Origin of the sequence: Paludibaculum fermentans (assembly GCF_051172195.1) — a bacterium.
Taxonomy (GTDB): domain Bacteria; phylum Acidobacteriota; class Terriglobia; order Bryobacterales; family Bryobacteraceae; genus Paludibaculum; species Paludibaculum fermentans_A.
In genome coordinates this window covers 1,181,739-1,199,442 of record NZ_JBPJAQ010000002.1, presented here as the reverse complement: position 1 = coordinate 1,199,442, position 17,704 = coordinate 1,181,739, and the positions used below count along the sequence as shown (strand labels likewise).

General features: G+C 62.5%; 14 protein-coding genes. 3 read left to right on the top strand and 11 right to left on the bottom strand.

Annotated elements, in window-relative coordinates; translation table 11 throughout:
* Positions 1 to 2: 2 nt before the first annotated feature.
* Entirely contained in the window at positions 3 to 977 is a 975-nt protein-coding gene (locus ACR9Y2_RS31510) for an alpha-E domain-containing protein (RefSeq protein WP_435045853.1), read from the bottom strand.
* A gap of 200 nt (positions 978 to 1,177) precedes the next feature.
* Positions 1,178 to 2,635, bottom strand: a complete 1,458-nt coding sequence (locus ACR9Y2_RS31505; RefSeq protein ID WP_435045852.1) for a circularly permuted type 2 ATP-grasp protein — start codon at positions 2,633 to 2,635, stop codon at positions 1,178 to 1,180.
* Between the two features lie 98 nt (positions 2,636 to 2,733).
* Between ACR9Y2_RS31505 and glgC the strand changes: the two genes are divergently transcribed.
* Positions 2,734 to 3,954, top strand: a complete 1,221-nt coding sequence (gene glgC, locus ACR9Y2_RS31500) for a glucose-1-phosphate adenylyltransferase (protein WP_435045851.1) — start codon at positions 2,734 to 2,736, stop codon at positions 3,952 to 3,954.
* A 22-nt stretch (positions 3,955 to 3,976) separates the two neighbouring features.
* Here the strand turns inward: glgC and ACR9Y2_RS31495 are convergent, their stop codons facing one another.
* From ACR9Y2_RS31495 to ACR9Y2_RS31475, 5 genes are all read right to left on the bottom strand, one after another.
* Positions 3,977 to 5,869 carry a hypothetical protein gene (locus ACR9Y2_RS31495; protein ID WP_435045850.1) on the bottom strand — a complete coding sequence of 631 codons (1,893 nt, stop codon included), beginning with the start codon at positions 5,867 to 5,869 and terminating at the stop codon, positions 3,977 to 3,979.
* Positions 5,859 to 6,638: a tetratricopeptide repeat protein gene (locus ACR9Y2_RS31490; RefSeq protein WP_435045849.1), complete on the bottom strand. Its 780-nt coding sequence runs from the start codon at positions 6,636 to 6,638 to the stop codon at positions 5,859 to 5,861. The genes ACR9Y2_RS31495 and ACR9Y2_RS31490 overlap by 11 nt, the downstream gene beginning before the upstream one ends.
* 23 nt (positions 6,639 to 6,661) lie before the next feature.
* A complete protein-coding gene (locus tag ACR9Y2_RS31485; protein WP_435045848.1) occupies positions 6,662 to 9,148 on the bottom strand; it encodes a transglycosylase domain-containing protein in 2,487 nt (828 codons plus the stop codon).
* 38 nt (positions 9,149 to 9,186) lie between these two features.
* A complete protein-coding gene (locus tag ACR9Y2_RS31480; protein ID WP_435045847.1) occupies positions 9,187 to 9,627 on the bottom strand; it encodes a hypothetical protein in 441 nt (146 codons plus the stop codon).
* Positions 9,628 to 9,692: 65 nt separating this feature from the next.
* On the bottom strand, positions 9,693 to 10,604 hold the full coding sequence (locus ACR9Y2_RS31475) for a proline dehydrogenase family protein (RefSeq protein WP_435045846.1): 912 nt from the start codon (positions 10,602 to 10,604) through the stop codon (positions 9,693 to 9,695).
* Positions 10,605 to 10,774: 170 nt separating this feature from the next.
* Here ACR9Y2_RS31475 and ACR9Y2_RS31470 point away from each other — a divergent pair, with 170 nt between their 5' ends.
* Positions 10,775 to 11,065 (top strand): hypothetical protein, encoded by a 291-nt coding sequence (locus ACR9Y2_RS31470; RefSeq protein ID WP_435045845.1) that lies wholly within the window; start codon positions 10,775 to 10,777, stop codon positions 11,063 to 11,065.
* Here ACR9Y2_RS31470 and ACR9Y2_RS31465 read toward each other — a convergent pair whose 3' ends face one another.
* Positions 11,066 to 13,336 (bottom strand): heparinase II/III domain-containing protein, encoded by a 2,271-nt coding sequence (locus ACR9Y2_RS31465; protein WP_435045844.1) that lies wholly within the window; start codon positions 13,334 to 13,336, stop codon positions 11,066 to 11,068. It abuts the gene before it with no gap.
* Between the two features lie 61 nt (positions 13,337 to 13,397).
* Between ACR9Y2_RS31465 and ACR9Y2_RS31460 the strand changes: the two genes are divergently transcribed.
* On the top strand, positions 13,398 to 14,669 hold the full coding sequence (locus ACR9Y2_RS31460; protein ID WP_435045843.1) for an amidohydrolase/deacetylase family metallohydrolase: 1,272 nt from the start codon (positions 13,398 to 13,400) through the stop codon (positions 14,667 to 14,669).
* Positions 14,670 to 14,678: 9 nt separating this feature from the next.
* On the opposite strand, the gene ACR9Y2_RS31455 is transcribed toward ACR9Y2_RS31460, so the two are convergent.
* The 3 genes from ACR9Y2_RS31455 to ACR9Y2_RS31445 are packed head-to-tail and all read right to left on the bottom strand — an operon-like array spanning position 14,679 to position 17,679.
* Positions 14,679 to 16,208 (bottom strand): VWA domain-containing protein, encoded by a 1,530-nt coding sequence (locus tag ACR9Y2_RS31455; protein ID WP_435045842.1) that lies wholly within the window; start codon positions 16,206 to 16,208, stop codon positions 14,679 to 14,681.
* A 59-nt stretch (positions 16,209 to 16,267) separates the two neighbouring features.
* On the bottom strand, positions 16,268 to 17,410 hold the full coding sequence (locus ACR9Y2_RS31450; RefSeq protein ID WP_435045841.1) for a YncE family protein: 1,143 nt from the start codon (positions 17,408 to 17,410) through the stop codon (positions 16,268 to 16,270).
* Complete coding sequence (locus ACR9Y2_RS31445) at positions 17,407 to 17,679, bottom strand: hypothetical protein (protein ID WP_435045840.1); 273 nt, start codon at positions 17,677 to 17,679, stop codon at positions 17,407 to 17,409. The genes ACR9Y2_RS31450 and ACR9Y2_RS31445 overlap by 4 nt, the downstream gene beginning before the upstream one ends.
* Positions 17,680 to 17,704 lie beyond the last annotated feature (25 nt).

Here is a 17,704-nt window from a genome sequence, read left to right as displayed (position 1 = left end):
ACTCAAGCCTCCAGTGCCGTCTCAACAGGGTACGAGATAAACGCCTTGTAGATGCCCGAGTGAATCTCGGTCGTCTGCCGCTTCAGATCCGACATCATGCCGTGAAGCCCGTTGGCGATAATCTCATCGATCTGCGAAAAGCTCAGCGCCGACCGCCAGCGGCCCGTCACACGCTGCACCTTCGCTCCGCGCCGGCTGGGCGACACCGAGCTCACGGCATCCAGCGCCGACTGCACGCGATCCGCCGAGAACCTTATCGAATGCGGAAATGTCTCGTTCAACACCAGGAACTCCGCCACCCGGTCCGGAGCGATCTTCGCCGTGTACACCTTGCAGTACGCCTCAAACGCCGTCGCGCAGCGCAGCACACCAATCCACTCCAGATAGTCCGCCGTGTCCGGACCCGCGTCCGGCCGCATCGCCGCTTCTCCCGAGAAATAGCGGAAGTGCACATCCACCAGAGTCGCCAGCGTGAACGCCCGCTCCAGAAACCGCCCCAGTTGAATGAACCGCCAGCCTTCCCCATGGCCCGACGTCGAATCCGTCACGCCCTGAAACAACAGGGAACCCTCTTTCACCGCTTCCAGGAACTCACGCGGATCGCCCGTCCACAAATCGTCCTGGGCGGCCGACTGCACTTCGTGATACAGCCTGTTCAGGTGCTCCCACATCTCTGAGCTGATCTGCTCGCGCACCTGGCGCGCATTGTCCCGCGCAGACCGGATACAGCTGATGATCGACACCGGGTTCGACTGCTCAAAGCAGAACAGGTGCAGCAGGCTGTGCGGATCCAGTTCCTGGGCCGAGGATTTGTCCATCCCCAGCGACTCCAGCACCCGCGGCCAGCGCCCAAAGCTCGCATCCTGCGGCTGCTCCAGCTCCAGGTTGATGTGAACGTTCACCACACGGGCCGTGTGCTCGGCCCGCTCCAGGTAGCGCGCCATCCAGTACAAACTGTCTGCAACTCTCGAAAGCATTCTGCCCTTTCTCAGAAGCCGGCTGGAAGCCGAGCGCTCAGCTTTCAGCGCTCAGCATTCAGCTAAACTGCCGCGGCCCTAACCCCGCGTTTTTCGGTCCTCGTGCACCGCGAAACCAGCCCGAGCTGACAGCTGATAGCTGATAGCTGATAGCTGATAGCTGATGGCCAAAACCCCGCGGTCCACAATCGTCCGCAACCCTAGTCCGCCAGCACCCACGTATCCTTGCTGCCGCCGCCCTGGGAACTGTTCACCACCAGTGACCCCTTGCGCAGCGCCACACGCGTCAGCCCGCCCGGCACAATCGTCACCTTCTCACCCGACAGGATGTACGGCCGCAAATCGATGTGCCTCGGCTCAATCGAGCCGCCTTCGATAAATGTGGGTGCCCGCGACAGCATCAGCGTCGGCTGCGCAATGTAGTTGCGCGGGTTATCGATGATCCGCCTCCGGAACTCGCCCTGCTCTTCCCTGGTCGAGTGCGGCCCAATCAGCATGCCGTAGCCGCCACTCTCGCCCACCGCCTTCACCACCATCTTGTCGAGGTTCTCCAGCGTGTATTGCCTGGAGTCCTTCTCCGCCATCAGGTAGGTCTCGACGTTGTTGATGATCGGGTCTTGCCCCAGGTAATACTTGATGATCCGCGGGACGTACGCATACACGGCCTTGTCGTCGCTGACGCCCGTGCCAATCGCATTGGCCAGCGTCACGTTGCCCGCCCGGAAGGCATTAAACAACCCGGCCACGCCCAGGATCGAGTCCTGCCGGAAGGCCAGCGGATCCACAAAGTCGTCGTCAATGCGCCGGTAGATCACATCCACCCGCCGCAACCCGGCCGTCGTCCGCATGTAGACGGTGTTGTCGTGCACCAGCAGGTCGCGCCCTTCCACCAGTTCGATGCCCATCTGGCGCGCCAGGTAGGAATGCTCGAAGTACGCCGAGTTGAATACGCCCGGCGTCAGCAGCACGATCGTCGGATCCGTGCGGCCCTCCGGAGCCAGCGATCGCAGCGTCTCCAGCAGCGCGTGGCTGTAGTGATCAATCGGCCGCACCCTGCACTCCTGCAATTGGCCCGGGAACACACGCTTCATCACCTGCCGCGACGTCAGCATGTAGCTCACGCCGCTGGGCACCCGCAGGTTGTCTTCCAGCACCGCGAACTCGCCCGATGGCAGCCGGATCAGGTCCGTCCCCATCACCGTGACGTAGTTGTTGCGCGGCACGTTCACACCGCGCATCTCGCGCCGGAAGTGCGGGCAGCTATAAATCAGCTCGCGCGGCACCACCTTGTCATCGAGGATGTTCTGGTCGTGGTAGATGTCGTGCAGGAACATGTTCAGCGCCGTGATGCGCTGCGTCAGTCCCTCCTCAATCGTCGACCACTCCTTCGCGGTGATGATCCGCGGCAGCAGGTCGTGCGGGAAAATCCGCTCGGTCCCCTCGCTGCGGCCATACACCGTGAAGGTGATCCCCTGGTGCAGGAAACTCAGATCCGCCGCCTGCTTCCGGCGGCGCAATTCCTCACTCGGCATTTCGAGAATCTTGTCCAGCAGAAGACGGTAGTGCTGCCGCACCTCTCCGTCATTCGTGAACATCTCGTCATAACTCGAGTTCAGAAGGTAGTTGTGAAACGGGGCTGGGAGAACGCTTTCCACCATGTCGTGATTACCCTTACTTCCGCCACAGAGGGTGCGTTCGACAGGGAACGGATATGCGGGATTGTAGCACGCCGGACACCTCTCTATTCTGGAAGTAGATGAACAACGTCTTAGCCATCCTACTGGCTGGCGGCGCCGGTGAGCGTTTGTACCCCCTCACCCGCGACCAGGCCAAACCGGCAGTGCCCTTCGGCGGCATCTACCGTATCATCGACTTCACCCTGTCTAATTGCGTGAATTCGGGCCTTCGCCGCATCTTCTGCCTCACTCAATACAAATCACTCGAGCTCACCCGCCACCTGCGGGAAGGCTGGGGTCTCTTTTCCGGCGAGATGGGTGAGTTCATTGAAGTTATTCCACCCATGCGCCGCGTCCACTCCGATTGGTATCTGGGCACGGCCGACGCCGTCTACCAGAACCTCGAGAGCGTCCTCATCGAAAAGCCTGCCCAGGTCATCGTGCTCTCCGCTGACCAGATCTACAAAATGGACTATCGCGAAATGCTCGCGTGGCACCAGCGCCATAACGCCGAAGTCACCATCGCGACGCTCCAGGTGCCCATCCCCGACGCCACCCGCTTCGGCATCACCGACATCGATCCCGTCACCTACCAGATCCACGACTTCGAGGAGAAACCGCAACATGGCCACCCCGTGCTCTCGCCCTTCGGGGAGAACATGGTCAGCGCCTCCATGGGCATCTACATCTTCAATACCGATGTCCTGCTCGAAGCCCTGCGCGAAGACGCCGCGGACGAAAACTCGGCCCACGACTTCGGCCACAACGTCCTGCCCAACCTGCTGCACCGCCGCCGCGTCATCGCCTACGACTTTCGCGACCTCAACAACAAACGAGTCCGCTACTGGCGCGACGTCGGCACCATCGACTCCTACTACGAATCGAACCTCGATCTCGTCAGTGTCCTGCCGGAGTTGAACCTCTACGACACCGCCTGGCCCATCCGCACCCGCATGCACCAGGCGCCCCCCGCCAAGTTCGTGTTTGCCCAGGAAGGCCGCCGCATGGGCGTCGCCACCGACTCCTTCGTTTCCCCCGGCGTCATTGTCAGCGGCGGCAGAGTCCACCGCAGCATCCTCTCGCCCGGCGTCCGCGTCAACAGCTACGCCGATGTCGACCATTCCATCCTGCTCCCCGGAGCCAACATCGGCCGTTACTGCCGTGTCCGCAAAGCAATCATTGATAGTGGAGTACAGCTACCCGAAGGTACCTCGGTAGGAGAAGACCCTGAGCGCGACCGCGCCGCCGGCTATCACGTCACGGAAGGTGGAGTCACCGTAGTCTTCGAAGCCCACGACTGAACATCAGGCGGCGTGGCGCCAGTTACAGCCGCGCCGCCGACCGCGCCCGCGCGATCTGCCCAAACCGGTCGTTCCGGTCTCCCGCATACTGCAGGAATAAGTCGTAGTCCCGCTGCGCCTCCGCCGGCTTCTTGGCGGCCAGCGAAACCTCAGCCCGCGTGTAGAACAGATTCGGGTAGATCAGGAAGTCATAGAGCAACTGCTGCTCCGCCGTGAGAACCGGCCACCGGACACTCACCAGTGGCGCCGCCTGGCCCGCCTGCCCGCTCTGCGTCAGGCACAATGCCAGCAGTTCACGGTAAGGAGTCTCCGTTCCGCCCGGTTGCCTGGCCAGCAGCGTCTGCCACGCCTCCGCCGCCTGCTTCCACTGGCCGCGCGCCGTCAACCCCAACGCCCTGGCCTCCGTCCTAAGTCCCTCATCCGAAATCTGCACCAGCTTCGATTCCGGATCCAGCGCCAGTGTCGCCACTGCCGCGTAGACCCGCTGGGCCGGTGTGGATGCCGTCGCACGCGCCGTGCGCGCCGCCTCCTCCGCCCCCGCATTGTCCCCATCCGCCAACGCATGCAGCGCCAGCACCGCCGCCGCAAACGGAGCCACCGGATGCCCCTTCTGCGCCGCAAACGCCTTCATCCGGTTCCGCGCCTGCACCGTCTGCCCGAACAGGTACTCCCACCGCGCCTTGCTCAATTCCAGCCAGCCGTCGCTCAGCTTCTCCCGGTCTTCGAACAGCCGCTGCAGCGTCGCCTTGGCCGCCGGCTTGTCCCCGTTCAGCCAATGCGCCAGCGCCGATTTCTCCAGCGCCGCGCCGTTGTTATACTTCCTGTCTTTCTCGTAGGAAGCCTGGAACGCCTTCGCCGCCTCGGCAAACTGGCCGCCCATTAACGCAATCTCACCCAGCGAATCCAGCGGATTGGCGGTCACCGTATCCAGGCGCCCATATTGCTCAATCGCAGCCTTTGCTTCCTTGAACTTACCAAGATAAGCCAGATTGTAGGCGTAGTTGTTCCACAACTCGGCCTGCAGCGGCGCCACCTGGATCGCCCGGTGTGCGGCCGACTCTGCCTTCTCAAACTGCCGGATCGCCACATAAACCTGCGATAACTGCAGTAGCGAAGCCGGATCGCCCGGCAGAGCCTGCGTGATCCGCTCCAGCGCATCCGCCCGCTCAGTCAAATTCCGTGTCAGGATAGCCTGGGCCAAGTCCAGCCGCGCCCGGCTGAGGCCGCTCATGCCGCTGCCCTTCACCCGGCTTTCCGCAACGGTCTTCAGAACCCCTTCCACGTCTCCGCTCTTGCTGCGCCGCTCGATCAGGCCTTCCCAGCACCAGCCGCACGACGGATCGGAGGCAACCGCCTTCTCGTAGCCCGCCAGGGCGTCCTGGGCGGAAGTGGCCCCCAGCGCCGCCGAAATACTCCGTGCCGCCTCGTCGTTGTGCAGGTCCAGCGCAGTGGTCTTGGCACCGCGGGCCAGTTGCTCCACCGCCATCGCCGTTATGCCCGGGATCAAGTCCACCCAGCGCGCCTGGCCGGCCGGCAAGTCCTTCTGCACCACCACTGCCCGGTTCCTGGCATCCTCTACGAAAGCGCGCACCACCGGCCCTGCATTCGTCTTCGTGAAGTAGCCGTAGACCAGGTGCGTAGCGCCTAGCGATACAGCATCATTGGCATTGTTCGCGGAGATAGGCGTGAGGTTCGGGACAGTCGCCAACTGCCGCCCCGCCGCCAGGGGAATCAATCGCTCCGGCCAATCGAGCGCAGCATCGCCTGTCTGGTTTTCGAAGGGCAGGAATGCGACCCGCAACGCCGCAGTTTCCGGCGCGGCGGAAGGCGCCAACCTCTTCCACAGGAATAGTCCGGTGCCACCGCCCAGACCAATCACCACCAACGCCCACAACAAAAGGCGTCTAGAGAACACGCGGCTCCAGCTTCATCAGGTCGTCAAACTCCGGTAGTGTGCGAATGGTCTCGAACTCGGCGTCCTGCATGTACTTCTTGCGCTCCTTGAAGCCCTCTTCCAGCGACTTCCGGATGTACAGCAGCGCCAGTTCCGTGCGCCCGGCCTTGGCATAGGTCTTGGCCAGATAGTAGTGGAACTTGGCCCGCTCAGTCACCGAGCGCTCCTGCAGCAGCACGCCGTGCGACCCCCGGCTCTCAAATACCTCGGGGTCGATCGACATAGCCTTCTCATAGCTCTCGGTCGCCTTCTTGTAATCCTTGCGCGCAAAGTAAGCCGTACCCAGGTTCGAATACATCGAAGCCGAGTCCGGCGAGATCTTCAGCGCACGCTGATACGTCGAAACCGCGCGGCGATAGTTCTTCTTCGCGTAATGAATGGTTCCGAGATTATTGATCGCCTCGGCATACTTCTGGTTCAGCTTCAGCGAACGCTCGTAGTATTTGCGCGCCGTGTCCAGATCCGACATCTGGTGGTAGGCAATCCCAACTTTGTTGTAAACGATGGCAGTCGGCGGCTTTGTTTCGAGATAGGTCTCCACGGCCTCCCGATACATCTTTCGCGCCATGAAGATGTCAGCTCGAGCCTCCGGCGTCAAAGGAGATGCGGCAGGTGAGGGAACCACCGGTTTGGCGTCGCGCACATCCGCGCGAATGTCCTGGGCCAGAACGGCCGCCGGCAGCGTCAAAGCGATGAATACAAAGGAACCGATCAGGCGATTGGACCACATACGGCCCTCCTCGATTCAATGGTCTACTTAAATATAGCCCGAAACCAGCCGCCGATACCCTTCTTTTCAGGCTTGGGTTGCGGTTGTGAAGGTTTTGCATCTGCAACAGGTTCTTCGGACTTCGACCGGGAGGGACGTGAACTGGGGCGAGACCCCGAGGAAGACGGCGCCTGGGCCGACGCGGCCGGCTCCGGAGTGTCCCAACTGGCCACCTGGGTCCGCCCGCCGCCGCCGTGCAGGTGGCATAAATCCACCGGCTGGGTCCCTGCAATAAACACCTCGGGACGCGGATTCGGACACGAACCTGTCGCCAGTTGGCCGCTCAACGGATCGATATCCACCGTCGCAATTCCATCCGGAGCTTCGAATTGCTGCACCCCGCGGTACTCACGATAGCGATGCCCGCGCTTCATGAACTCTGTCCAGATGGGCAACGCCGCCTGCGCGCCCTCGAGCGGCAGCTCCTGGTTGTCGTCGAAGCCAACCCATACAATACAAAGCAGTTTTGAGGTGAAGCCGGCAAACCACGCATCGTGCGATGTGCCCGTTTTTCCAGCCGCCGGCAATCCGAAGCCGCGCGACCTGGCCGCGGCGCCCGTGCCTGATCGCAGCACCTCTTCCATCAGGTTCACCACCATGTAGCTCACCCGCGGGTCCAAAACCTGGCGCCGCACTGGCCGGTATTCGTGGATCAGCCCGCCCGACGAGCTGCGCACTTCCTTGATCAGGTTCTGCTTCGTGTACACGCCGCCGTTCGAAAAGATCGTGTAGGCCCCGGCAATGTCCAGCGGCGTCACTTCGTATGAGCCCAAAGCCAGAGCCGGGGTCGCCCGCACCCCTTCCATGCCCGACTTCCGCGCCAGCGCCGCCACGTTCCCATAGCCGGCCATCTCAGCAAACTTGACGGTCGGGATGTTCATCGACTTCGACAACGCCTGGCGCATGTTCACCAGGCCGTAGAAGGCGCCGTGATAGTTCCCGGGTTCGTACTCCTGGCCGTCGTAGAAGAACGTCGTCGGCTCGTCCACCACCTGGGTCACCGGAGTGACCGAGGTATTCTGCCCTTCCAACGCTGAACTCAGGACACTGGCGTAGACAAAGGGCTTAAACGCCGACCCCGGCTGCCGCTTCGACAACACACGGTTCAGCTGGCTGGCGCCGTAGTTCCGGCCGCCGATCAGGGCTTTGATCTCCGCAGTGCGCGGATCCAGCACCAGCATCGCCACCTGCGCCTGCGGATACTTCTTCTTCCGCTTCGACAACAGGTTGTCCACCTCGGCCATGCCGAGGTTCACGGCTTCCACCGCATCCCGCTGCAGCTTCATGTCCAGCGTCGTGTAGATCCTGTACGAACTCGTCTGGAAATCGATGTCCGAGAAGTTCTCCTGCAGGTCGTCGTTCACCAGGTCGACGAAGTAGGGCGCATCGGTCGACTCCGCTCCGCCTTCCACCACCTTCACCGGCGCCTTGGTCGCCTCGATGAACTGCAAATCCGTAATGAACCCGTTCTCGCGCATCAGCTTGAGAACAATGTTCCGGCGCTGCATGGCCCGGTCCGGGTGGCGGTAGGGATTGAAGTAGTTCGGTCGCTGGATCAGGCCCGCCAGCAGCGCTGCCTCTTCCAGCCTCAGTTCGCGGATGTCTTTGGAGAAGTAAACCTGCGCCGCCTCGCCAAAGCCGTGCACGGCGAAACTGCGGTGCTGCCCCAGGTCCACCTGGTTGGAGTAGAACTCAAAGATCTGCTCCTTGGTCAGCTTCTGCTCAATCTGCAGCGTGATCAGGACCTCGGCCGCCTTGCGTTGCGGCGTCTTGTCCTGCGTCAGCCACAGGTTGCGCGCCGTCTGCATGCTGATGGTCGACGCACCGTACCGCCGGTTCTGCGTCACATCCACCCAGGCCGTCCGCAGGATTCGCAGCGGATCGAACCCGGAATGTTCGAAAAACCGCTTATCCTCGATCGAAATCACCGCTTCGACCAGGATCTTCGGGATGTCTTCATACCGCACCAGCCGCCGCTTCTCGCGCTTGCGGTCAAACAGATTGGTGATCAGTTCCGGATCCAGGAAGTAGCGCTGCCGGTCCGTGTTGTCCCGATTGGAGATAATCCTCGACACCACGCCGCCGCTCAGGAACACCACCCCCGGCTCGCTGTTGATATACGCGTCGACGCCCGGGAAGATCTCCACCCCGTCCTGCCGCACGTGATACCAGCCCAGCCGGTTGCTGCGCGACTCCGTGTATCCGCGCCGCTTCAACAAAGCCACCAGTTCGTCGGCCGACAGATTGTCTCCCACCGCAATCGGCTCGGGCGTGGCAAACAACTGAGCGGTCTCGGTAAACGGCCCTTCCTTCAGCTTCTGGTCGATCAACCGCGAATACTGCACCCAGTAGTAGCTGAAAACGCCGACGAAAACGACGAAACCAAGGGCAGTCAGGGCCAGCAGCGTTTTTCCAACGGGATGTAGAAAGAAGCGGACGAGGAGGGCTTTGCGGGGAACCTGTATACGCACGGAAAGTGGATCTCGCCCTTTATTGTCGCACGCCCCAATTACTTGCGGCGGCTGTCCAACTCTTCCAGTTCCTGCCACATATCGCCGTGGGCTTTCCACTCCGGAGGCCGCTTGCCCGAGGTGTGCACCTCAGGCTGCTCCAGCGTCCCATGGCCATACGGACAGATCGATTCCGTCCTGGGGGGATTGAAAAGAGTGGCTTTGCTCCAACTGCCCGATTCCACCGGCATCCGCAGCCGGCGCAGGCACGTCCGGCAGCGCCCTTTCTGGTCCCAGACAATCAGATATACCAGGCTGGCCGCCAGCAGCCAGAAAAGGAACATCACGCTGGTCCACCGCAGGTCCTGCGGAAACGCCTTGACCTGCTGGCGCATGAAGGTCTCAGGTGGCGGCATGACAGCCGCGACGCCCCACCAAAGCAAATCCAGCACAGCGGCCCCGGCAACCAGCTTCGCGACGAAGTAAGTCCAGTACTTCATGCGCCTCCTGTCTTCACCCGTTAGACGCTGGCAGGTAGGCGGTAGTTCCGAAATGAATTGCAAATTCAGGAGTGCAGCATGTTCTTGGCGACGAAGAACGCGTTCGCCGGCCGTTCCGCCAGCCGCCGCATGAAGTACGGATACCAGGAGTCGCCGTAAGGAACATACAGCCGCAGCCGGAATCCCTGCTGCACCAGCATCTTCTGCAAGTCCCGCCGCACGCCATACAACATCTGGAATTCGAACTCGTGCGGCTTCCGCCCCGACCGCGCCGCATGCGCCAGAATCCCGTCGATCATCCGCGGATCGTGCGTCGCCATCGCCGGATACGCGCCCTCATCCAGCAGCATCACCGCCAGTTGCAGATACCGTACATCCACGTCCGACTTCTTCGGATAAGCAATCTCCGGCGGCTCTTTGTAAGCACCCTTGCAGAGCCGGATCGGTACGCCCAGCGCACACATCCGCCGCACATCTTCGTCTGTCCGGAACAGATAAGCCTGCAGGACACTCCGCATGCAGCCATACTCCCGCTGGAAGTGCTGCACCAGGTTCAAAGTCCGGTCGACATACTCGCTGGACTCCATGTCGACCTCCACCCGGCTGCCCATCGCATGCGCCTTCGCCACCAGCGTGTCCACATTCCGGCGGCACACCTCGTCGCCCAAATCCAATCCTAACTGGGTCAATTTAATGGAGATGGTCGCCGGCAACCCGGAGGCGGCAATCGCCGTCAAGGCTTCCTCACAGAACTTCCTGGAGGTCTCAGCCTCCTGCTCCGTAGTGACGTTCTCGCCCAGGTGATCGAGCGTCGACAACGTCCCGGCGCCCTGCAGTTCCTTCACCACCCGCATCACTTCTTCCAGCGTCTCGCCGGCCACAAACCGGCTGGTGAGCTTATGCGCCTGACTCGAGGTTTCGAACCAGCGGCGCAACTTCTGATGACGGGAGAGGAAGAGAAATGTCTGCCTTAGCATACCTGGAAGTCTCAATTCCAAGGTACACGAGAAGAGCACCCACCGCCTTGGGGTGGTGCTTATTTAATCCAGACTCAACCTCAATCCCACCCGGCGATGCCCGGCCCGCCTCGCCCCTCCGCACCGAATCACAGAACTCCCCCCTCCGTTTCTCGTATCTTAGGAGTGAGATGCTGCGTTTCCTTGGTCTCCTGCTCGCGTTCCTGTTCGTGGTGCCGCTCATCCGCGGCATCATCGGGCTGCTGGCGCGCGCCTTCACTTCGTTCGCCTTCAAAAACACCAGCCAGCCGGCCGGAGCCACCCCCCAACCGCCCCGCGTGCCTTCCGGCGGAACCTTGCGCAAAGACCCCGTCTGCGGCACCTACGTCAGTGAAGGCCTTGCGATCAAACGAGTTTCCTCGGGCGAGACGTTCTACTACTGCTCCGAAGAGTGCAAAAAGAAACACCTCGCCAAAGCCTGATCACTGGCACGGCTCGAGGTTGCCCAGATTCGGCAGCGACGCCCACCGGTACGGCCCGTTCGCTCTGCACTCGATCTTTCGCCCGTTCAGCCGGATCAGCTTCGCCTTCGGAGCCGTAATCCGCACCGCCCCCTCCAGCGTGCCTTCCATGAACAAATCCACCGTCGCCCCGTCGTCCGACCAGTCCACCTGAATTGGTATAGTTTGCGACCGCTTCAGAAGCTCCGTCTCCGCGATCCCGGAGAGCACCAACTGCACCGGCTTCCCAAATACCTCATGCAGCACGGAAAACCGCCCCGGTTCCACATGGATCCGGTCGTTCATCCCGCCACCGTTCACCTGGAACTCGTTGGGCGCCGGGCTGGAGAACTGCAGGACGGAGCTGCCCTGTGTCATCGGCTCATAGAGCACCGAGAATCGTGTGGATTTCGCCTGCCGCCGGGACATCAGGAACGGTACCGGCACTTGCAGATCCGGCCCCAACCCGGTCCCGGCGACCACGATGCCCTCCGGCGACCCGATCATATGAACAACCGTGCCAAGCTGCTGCTGCCGGATGATCTCCCTCCAGTCCATGTCCCCACGATCGGCGGCAGGATGGCTCAGGTGCTGGTATCCGTTCACCCGCGAAAGGCCCATAGCTTGATCCCACCGCAAATCGCCGAAGATCTGCCCGTAGTTGTGGTACATCCAGTCGAACTGGTGCTGCTTGCCATCCTCGGCCTTCACATCGAACAGGTCCAGCGTGTACCAAGGCGTATGCACCAGCATCCGCTCCATCTCGATGCCCGGATAGGCCGCACCCGCCGACACCCGGATTGCCGTGGCCGATGGCAGCGTCACCCACTCCAGCAGCTTGCCAGTGGCGGCCGCCTGCGGCTTCTCATCCACTGAAACCGTGTTGTGAGCGATCGTCATCTTGTCCCAGGTCGCATGCGTCGGCGCCGCATAGGCCTGCGTGCCCGGATCGGCTGCCTGCTGCGCTCCGTTCCAGTAGCTGTTGATCGTCAGCTTGTCGAAATGCCCGTGCCCGCCGCCATGCGGCCCAAACTTGACGGCGACGACATGATCGTTCTCCCGCACCCGCAACGTTGCCAGCCCCGCCTCCGGCATCAGGTCGCTCACCGGCGCGACAGTCGCTACCTCCGGCAGAACCGGCGCACCCCACAGCACGGTCTCCAGGTCGGAACCCGCATGCTTCGCCAGCGGCACATACCGGCTGTCGCCAAACATCCGGTACCCGATGCTGTAGTGCTTCGCGTAGGCCGCCAGCTTCACCAACCCGGAGTCATTGAAGTTCGGTAATGTGCCATCCGGGAACACCGCCCGCAACGGAGCATCCAGCATCCTGCGGAACGCCGCCGCCTCCGGCAGGGCCAGCCCAGCCCGCTTCGCCATCTCGATGGTGAGCATCAGCGGCTCCACCGAAAAGAAGTGGTAGCCCCACGACCCCTCGAACCACGGTCCGTCCGGCGTGATGCTCTCCCGCATCTGGAACTTGAATCCGCCCGGCCCGTCCAGCGCCGCACGCACCAGTTCCTGATCCCCCACCGTCAACCCGATGGCCAACAGCGCGCAGTTGTGCCAGCTCTGCCAGTTGCTCTTGCCCCGGTTGTTCCCGGTCAGAATCGCTGCCGCATTCTTCAAAACTGAACGTTCGAACCCAATTCGCTCCTCCGCCGGCAGCGTGTCGCGCACCAGGTCGTACCCGAATACCAGCGGCACCAGCCAGCTCGCCTCCGACAGTGTCTGCGACATCACCCGCGCGCCCGACTGCGTGTTTAACTTGTTGTTGTTGTCGTGAACCGGCAGCGTCGGATACAAAGCTGTATAAGCGTTCACAATCCGCCGGGCTTTCGCTGCAAACTCAGCCCGCCCGGTGAGCAGATACGCCAGCCCGAGATCCCGCACAGCCGCCGCATTGTCTGCATTGCGCTGCATGTACACCACGTTGTCCACCGGCCAGCCGTGGTAGTCCTTTCCATCGACAGGGCATAGATTCTGCCCTCGGGTCTGCTTCAACCGCGTCCCATGCACAGGACAAACATAGGCATGCGACCACCCGGCGCCCTCCGCCGGCAGGGCCCACTCCTTCAATCCGTAGTTCTCGACATGCGCCGCCGGCCAGTTCTCGGCTCGCTGAATCAGCCGCTGCACTACTGCTTGCGCCTGCGCCTGGGCTTTGATGCGCGCCACATCTTCCCGGTTCAGCAGCAGCCGCGGTTCGGCCGCCGCCGGCAGCATCATTAGAAACAGCAGGATCCAGGCCACGGGACTATCTTAATCCGCCCAGGCCAGCAGGCTACCCCCGGCACGTCCTATATTGGTCCCCATGAGACTCGCGTTGATTCTGCTGCTTACCGCCTCAGCGTGGGCGCAATCGAGGTACGACATGCTGCTCAAAGGTGGTCGCGTCATCGACCCGAAAAACAACATCAACGCCCTCATGGACGTCGCCGTCAAGGATGGCAGAATCGCCGCCGTCGCCCCCAACCTGCCCGCCTCCGATGCCGCCAAGGTCATCGACGTTTCCGGCCTGATCGTCACGCCCGGCCTGGTCGACATCCATGCCCACGTCTTCGCCACCACCGGCATCGCCGACGCCTGGGCCGGAGACAATAGCGTCCGCCCCGACGACTTCAGCTTCCGCACCGGAGTCACCGCCATGGCCGACGCCGGAAGCTCCGGTTGGCGCAACTTCGAGGTCTTCAAGCTCACCGTCATCGACCGCGCCAAGACAAAGATCTTTGCCTTCATCAACATCGCCGGCCTGGGCATGATGACCAACATCGTCGAGCAGCACCCCGAGGACATGAAGCCCGAAGAACTGGCCCGGCTCGCCAAGAAGTTTCCGGACGTCGTCGTCGGCGTCAAAACCGCGCATTGGGAATCGCCCGCCTGGACCGCCGTCGACAAGGCGCTGGAAGCCGGCCGCCTGATGAACAAACCGATCATGGTCGACTTCGGCTACTTCAAGCCCGAGCGCCCCTACTGGCAGCTCGTCACCCAGAAGCTGCGGCCCGGCGATATCTCCACCCACGCCTTCCGGGCCACCGTCCCGTGGCTCGATGCCAACGGCAAGATCTTCAGCTACTTCAAACAGGCCCGCGACCGCGGCGTCATCTTCGATACTGGCCACGGCGGCGGCAGCTTCGCCTGGCGCAACGCGGTCCCGGCCACCGCCCAGGGCTTCTACCCCGATGCCATTTCCACCGACCTCCACACCGACAGCATGAACGGAGCCATGATGGACATGCCCACCACCATGTCTAAGTTCCTGGCGATGGGTATGCCGCTGAACGAGGTCATCCTGCGCTCCACCTGGCGGCCCGCGCAGGTGATCAACCATGAGGAACAAGGCCACCTGACCGTCGGAGCCGAAGCCAACGTCGCCGCCTTCGCCTTGAATGAAGGAAAATTCAACTTCATGGATTCGGACAAAGGCACATTCCCCGGCAAGCAGCGTTTCCAGTGCGAACTCACCCTGCGAGCCGGCAAAGTCGTGTGGGACTGGAACGCCCGCAGTGGAGTCGACTACCGCACCCTCGGCCCGGCCTACGGCGTCCGCGCCGGAGAGAGCATCGTCCCGCCGCCGCAGCACTAACCACCCGGGTCAGTTTTTGACGGGCTCCAGCGCCGGCACGGTGAGCGAGCCCGTCTTCCCACTCCGGAGATCGGTGAGGAGAATCCTTACCCGCGCATACTCCACTCCAGCGGGCACCGCCTGCTCAAAGGCGAAGCCGTTCGTCTTCAATTGCGCCAGTGCCTCGGGCGTGAATTCCACCGTGAAGCGTTGCTTCCAGTCTTTCGCCAGCGACCCATCGCTGCGCAGCAGCAGGCCCAGCACCTCAAACCGCCCCACCGAGAGCCCATTCCTGGGCTCCAGCTCCAAACCGGCCGCATCGGCCACCAATTGCGCCACCACGCCGTCCGGTCTCGATTGCAGGCGCATCGATAGCCCGATCCCGGTGGAATCCAGGGGAGCAGCCGCCAGGACTTCGACCGGCCGCTGTTCCAGCTCCTTGTTGACAGGGAAAGCCCGGTAACCTGCCCGATATCGCAGTTCGACACCCTTCCTCTGCGTCTTCACTTCGATCCGCCGGTAATGCCCATCCCACTTGCCGTGGTTGGGCTGGAAGTACAAGCGATAGACCACCTGGTCGTCGTCGAACGCCTGCTTCAACCCCTGGGCGAGATTGTTCGAATTGTAGAAGGCGACGCCTCCAGTCCGGGCGGCCATCTCGAGCATCATGTCGATGTTGTCCCGCGTTCTGCCTCCACGGCCGCCAGGCCCGGGCCAGCGGGCGCCCTGCGAAGCCCCAACACTCGCACTGAATCCGGGCAGCAGGCGCAATCCCGCGGCATCGACGGGATACACAGCGACATCCATAGCGCTCAGCCGCTCGATCGCACGCTCCCAATCAGATGAATACTTCAGCGCCAGGTTCATTGGGAAACCGGAGGTCAGCCAGACGATGGATCTCCGCCGGGGCACCGACTGCATATGCCCACCGATCGCCTCCATTCCTCCCAGCGCCTGCAGCAATCGGAGCCGCTCTTCCACCTCACCCGCTTCCGGCGCAAGCCCCTGCGGATCGGCACCCGAGGCGGTGAACACTCCGCGAGTCCGCGCCTGCGCGGCTAATGCTTCGGCCGAGTCCGTCCAGTCCTGCAGAACGTGAATCCCACGCTGATCGACCAGGAACAACCCGAAGATCGCGCCCTTCCAGGCCGAATTCTCGAGTACTTTTCTCACGGCTTTCATCGCATCGTGAGTATCCTCAAAACGCGAATTGTAGCCGTCCACCATCACGGCGATCACTGGCGGTCCGTCCGCGGCCACTCCGACTTTCCGGTTAGTCAGCCACCCCGAGACAGGCTGCACTTCGGGAACAGCGCCGGTGCGCCACGAAAACGTCTCGACAGCCGTCAGCGTCTGCTTCTGCCCTGCATCCAAGAGAGTGAAATCGTCTTTGGTAAGGCCAGTGACCGGCTTTTGGCTGCCCTTGTCCCGGGCGATGATCGTGACTTCCACCACCCGGACATCGGTGCGAAAGTCCTGGGAGGAGAGCAATCCGCCGAGCCCGATCAAAATCGACCCAAAGATCAAGCTTCTATAGGGGTGAGCCGCGACAGCGCACATGCCAGGCCAATTCTACTGCACCAGCCCGCCGCCGGGCGCATTTCCTGGAAGAATGTTTGTTAATTCGCTTCGGTAATCACGACCGCCACGGGCCGTTCCCCTACCGGAATCATGGTGAATAGCGGAGCCGATTTCGCCCGCCCCGGCGCGATCGCCGCTATGCGGATCACCGCCATGTCGCCCGACGCTCGATTCAGCACTAAGGCGTACTGCTGGTCCGGCGTCACCACGATCGAGCCCGGATCCATCCCGACTCCAGTCACCGCCACCACCTTCTGCGTGGATACGTTGAATACGGTAATGGAACCCGCCTCGGGGTTCGCCACAAATAGGTAATTGGCGACAGCGGGCGCTTCCGTCTGGGAGGAAATCGCCATGTTGCCCGGCCGGCGGCCACTCAGGGAGGTCTGTGCGATTTCCGTGCGGTAGACATAAGCGATGACCACCGCATCGCGGCCCGGACCGGTGAGGAAGAGCTGCCCGCCGTCGGGCGTCATGCACATGTGCTCGGGGCTCAGCGCCAGCGGCAACTGCGTCACAATCGCCCGGCTCGCCGGATCGACGAACGTCAGGCGGCGCGCCGCGCTTTCGGCCACTATGACCAATTTGCCGTCGCTGCGGAACCGTACGCCGCCCAGGCCGGGTTCGAGCTGAACCGCTGGCAGTGCGCGACCGGCGGCCAGGTCCACCAGCACAAGTGAACCATCCTCCAGCGTCACGGCCGCGAGGCCCGTCTGCCTGCCAAGGTCAAACGCAACGGGGGGCGCGGGCAACGGGATGGGCTTCCCTGGCCGGAAGGACGTCAGATCCAATGGCGTCAATTGCGCCGGATCCTTCATGAGGCACCACAGTTTGCCGCCCTGCGGCAGGGCCGACAGCGGGACTCCGGGCAGCTTCAAGCCGCGAGTTCGTTTGCGGGCCTTGGTGTCGATCTCTTCCAGTGTCTGGCTCTTCGGCGCCAGGGCGTAGATGAGGGCTTTTCCCGGATCAGGGTGCAGGAGCAAAGCCGAAGGGGGCGCGGGCAGCTCGATCCTCGACTTCACGGCGAAGGCCATCAGGTCGACTGCGGCCACGGCCGGTGTCCCGGCTGTCGCCACAAAGGCAAAACCACGATAGCCCGATCCAGGTTGGGTTTTGCAGCCCGTGAACAGGGCCGCGCCGCCGAGCACGCCGCCGCCCAGGATGGAGCGCCGGGAGATCACAGGAACGCGGTCGTCTTGATGCCGGAGATATCAAAGGGACGGCGGCAGCGCGGCTGTTTGCACTGCGCCTTGTCGTCCAGCAAGACCATGTAGCTCTGCGCTTTGGCGAACTTCGCCCGGTCGCGTTCGTCGGCGCCGCCGGGCAGCCGGTCTTTCTTTGTCCGCACCAGCCAGCGCAATGGATAGTCGTCCACCACGCGGCAATACGGGCAATTCAGGCGCGCCGGCTTGGTCACCTGGGATTCGGAGTAGAATAACCGCTCGTCCACAACCCCTGATCATCGCACAAAATAG

Bases quoted from the DNA above. Each gene is read 5' to 3' on its own strand.
- ACR9Y2_RS31510 (WP_435045853.1), bottom strand. From the start codon at position 977: ATGCTTTCGAGAGTTGCAGACAGTTTGTACTGGATGGCGCGCTACCTG.
- ACR9Y2_RS31505 (WP_435045852.1), bottom strand. From the start codon at position 2,635: ATGGTGGAAAGCGTTCTCCCAGCCCCGTTTCACAACTACCTTCTGAAC.
- glgC (WP_435045851.1), top strand. From the start codon at position 2,734: ATGAACAACGTCTTAGCCATCCTACTGGCTGGCGGCGCCGGTGAGCGT.
- ACR9Y2_RS31490 (WP_435045849.1), bottom strand. From the start codon at position 6,638: ATGTGGTCCAATCGCCTGATCGGTTCCTTTGTATTCATCGCTTTGACG.
- ACR9Y2_RS31480 (WP_435045847.1), bottom strand. From the start codon at position 9,627: ATGAAGTACTGGACTTACTTCGTCGCGAAGCTGGTTGCCGGGGCCGCT.
- ACR9Y2_RS31475 (WP_435045846.1), bottom strand. From the start codon at position 10,604: ATGCTAAGGCAGACATTTCTCTTCCTCTCCCGTCATCAGAAGTTGCGC.
- ACR9Y2_RS31470 (WP_435045845.1), top strand. From the start codon at position 10,775: ATGCTGCGTTTCCTTGGTCTCCTGCTCGCGTTCCTGTTCGTGGTGCCG.
- ACR9Y2_RS31460 (WP_435045843.1), top strand. From the start codon at position 13,398: ATGAGACTCGCGTTGATTCTGCTGCTTACCGCCTCAGCGTGGGCGCAA.
- ACR9Y2_RS31455 (WP_435045842.1), bottom strand. From the start codon at position 16,208: ATGTGCGCTGTCGCGGCTCACCCCTATAGAAGCTTGATCTTTGGGTCG.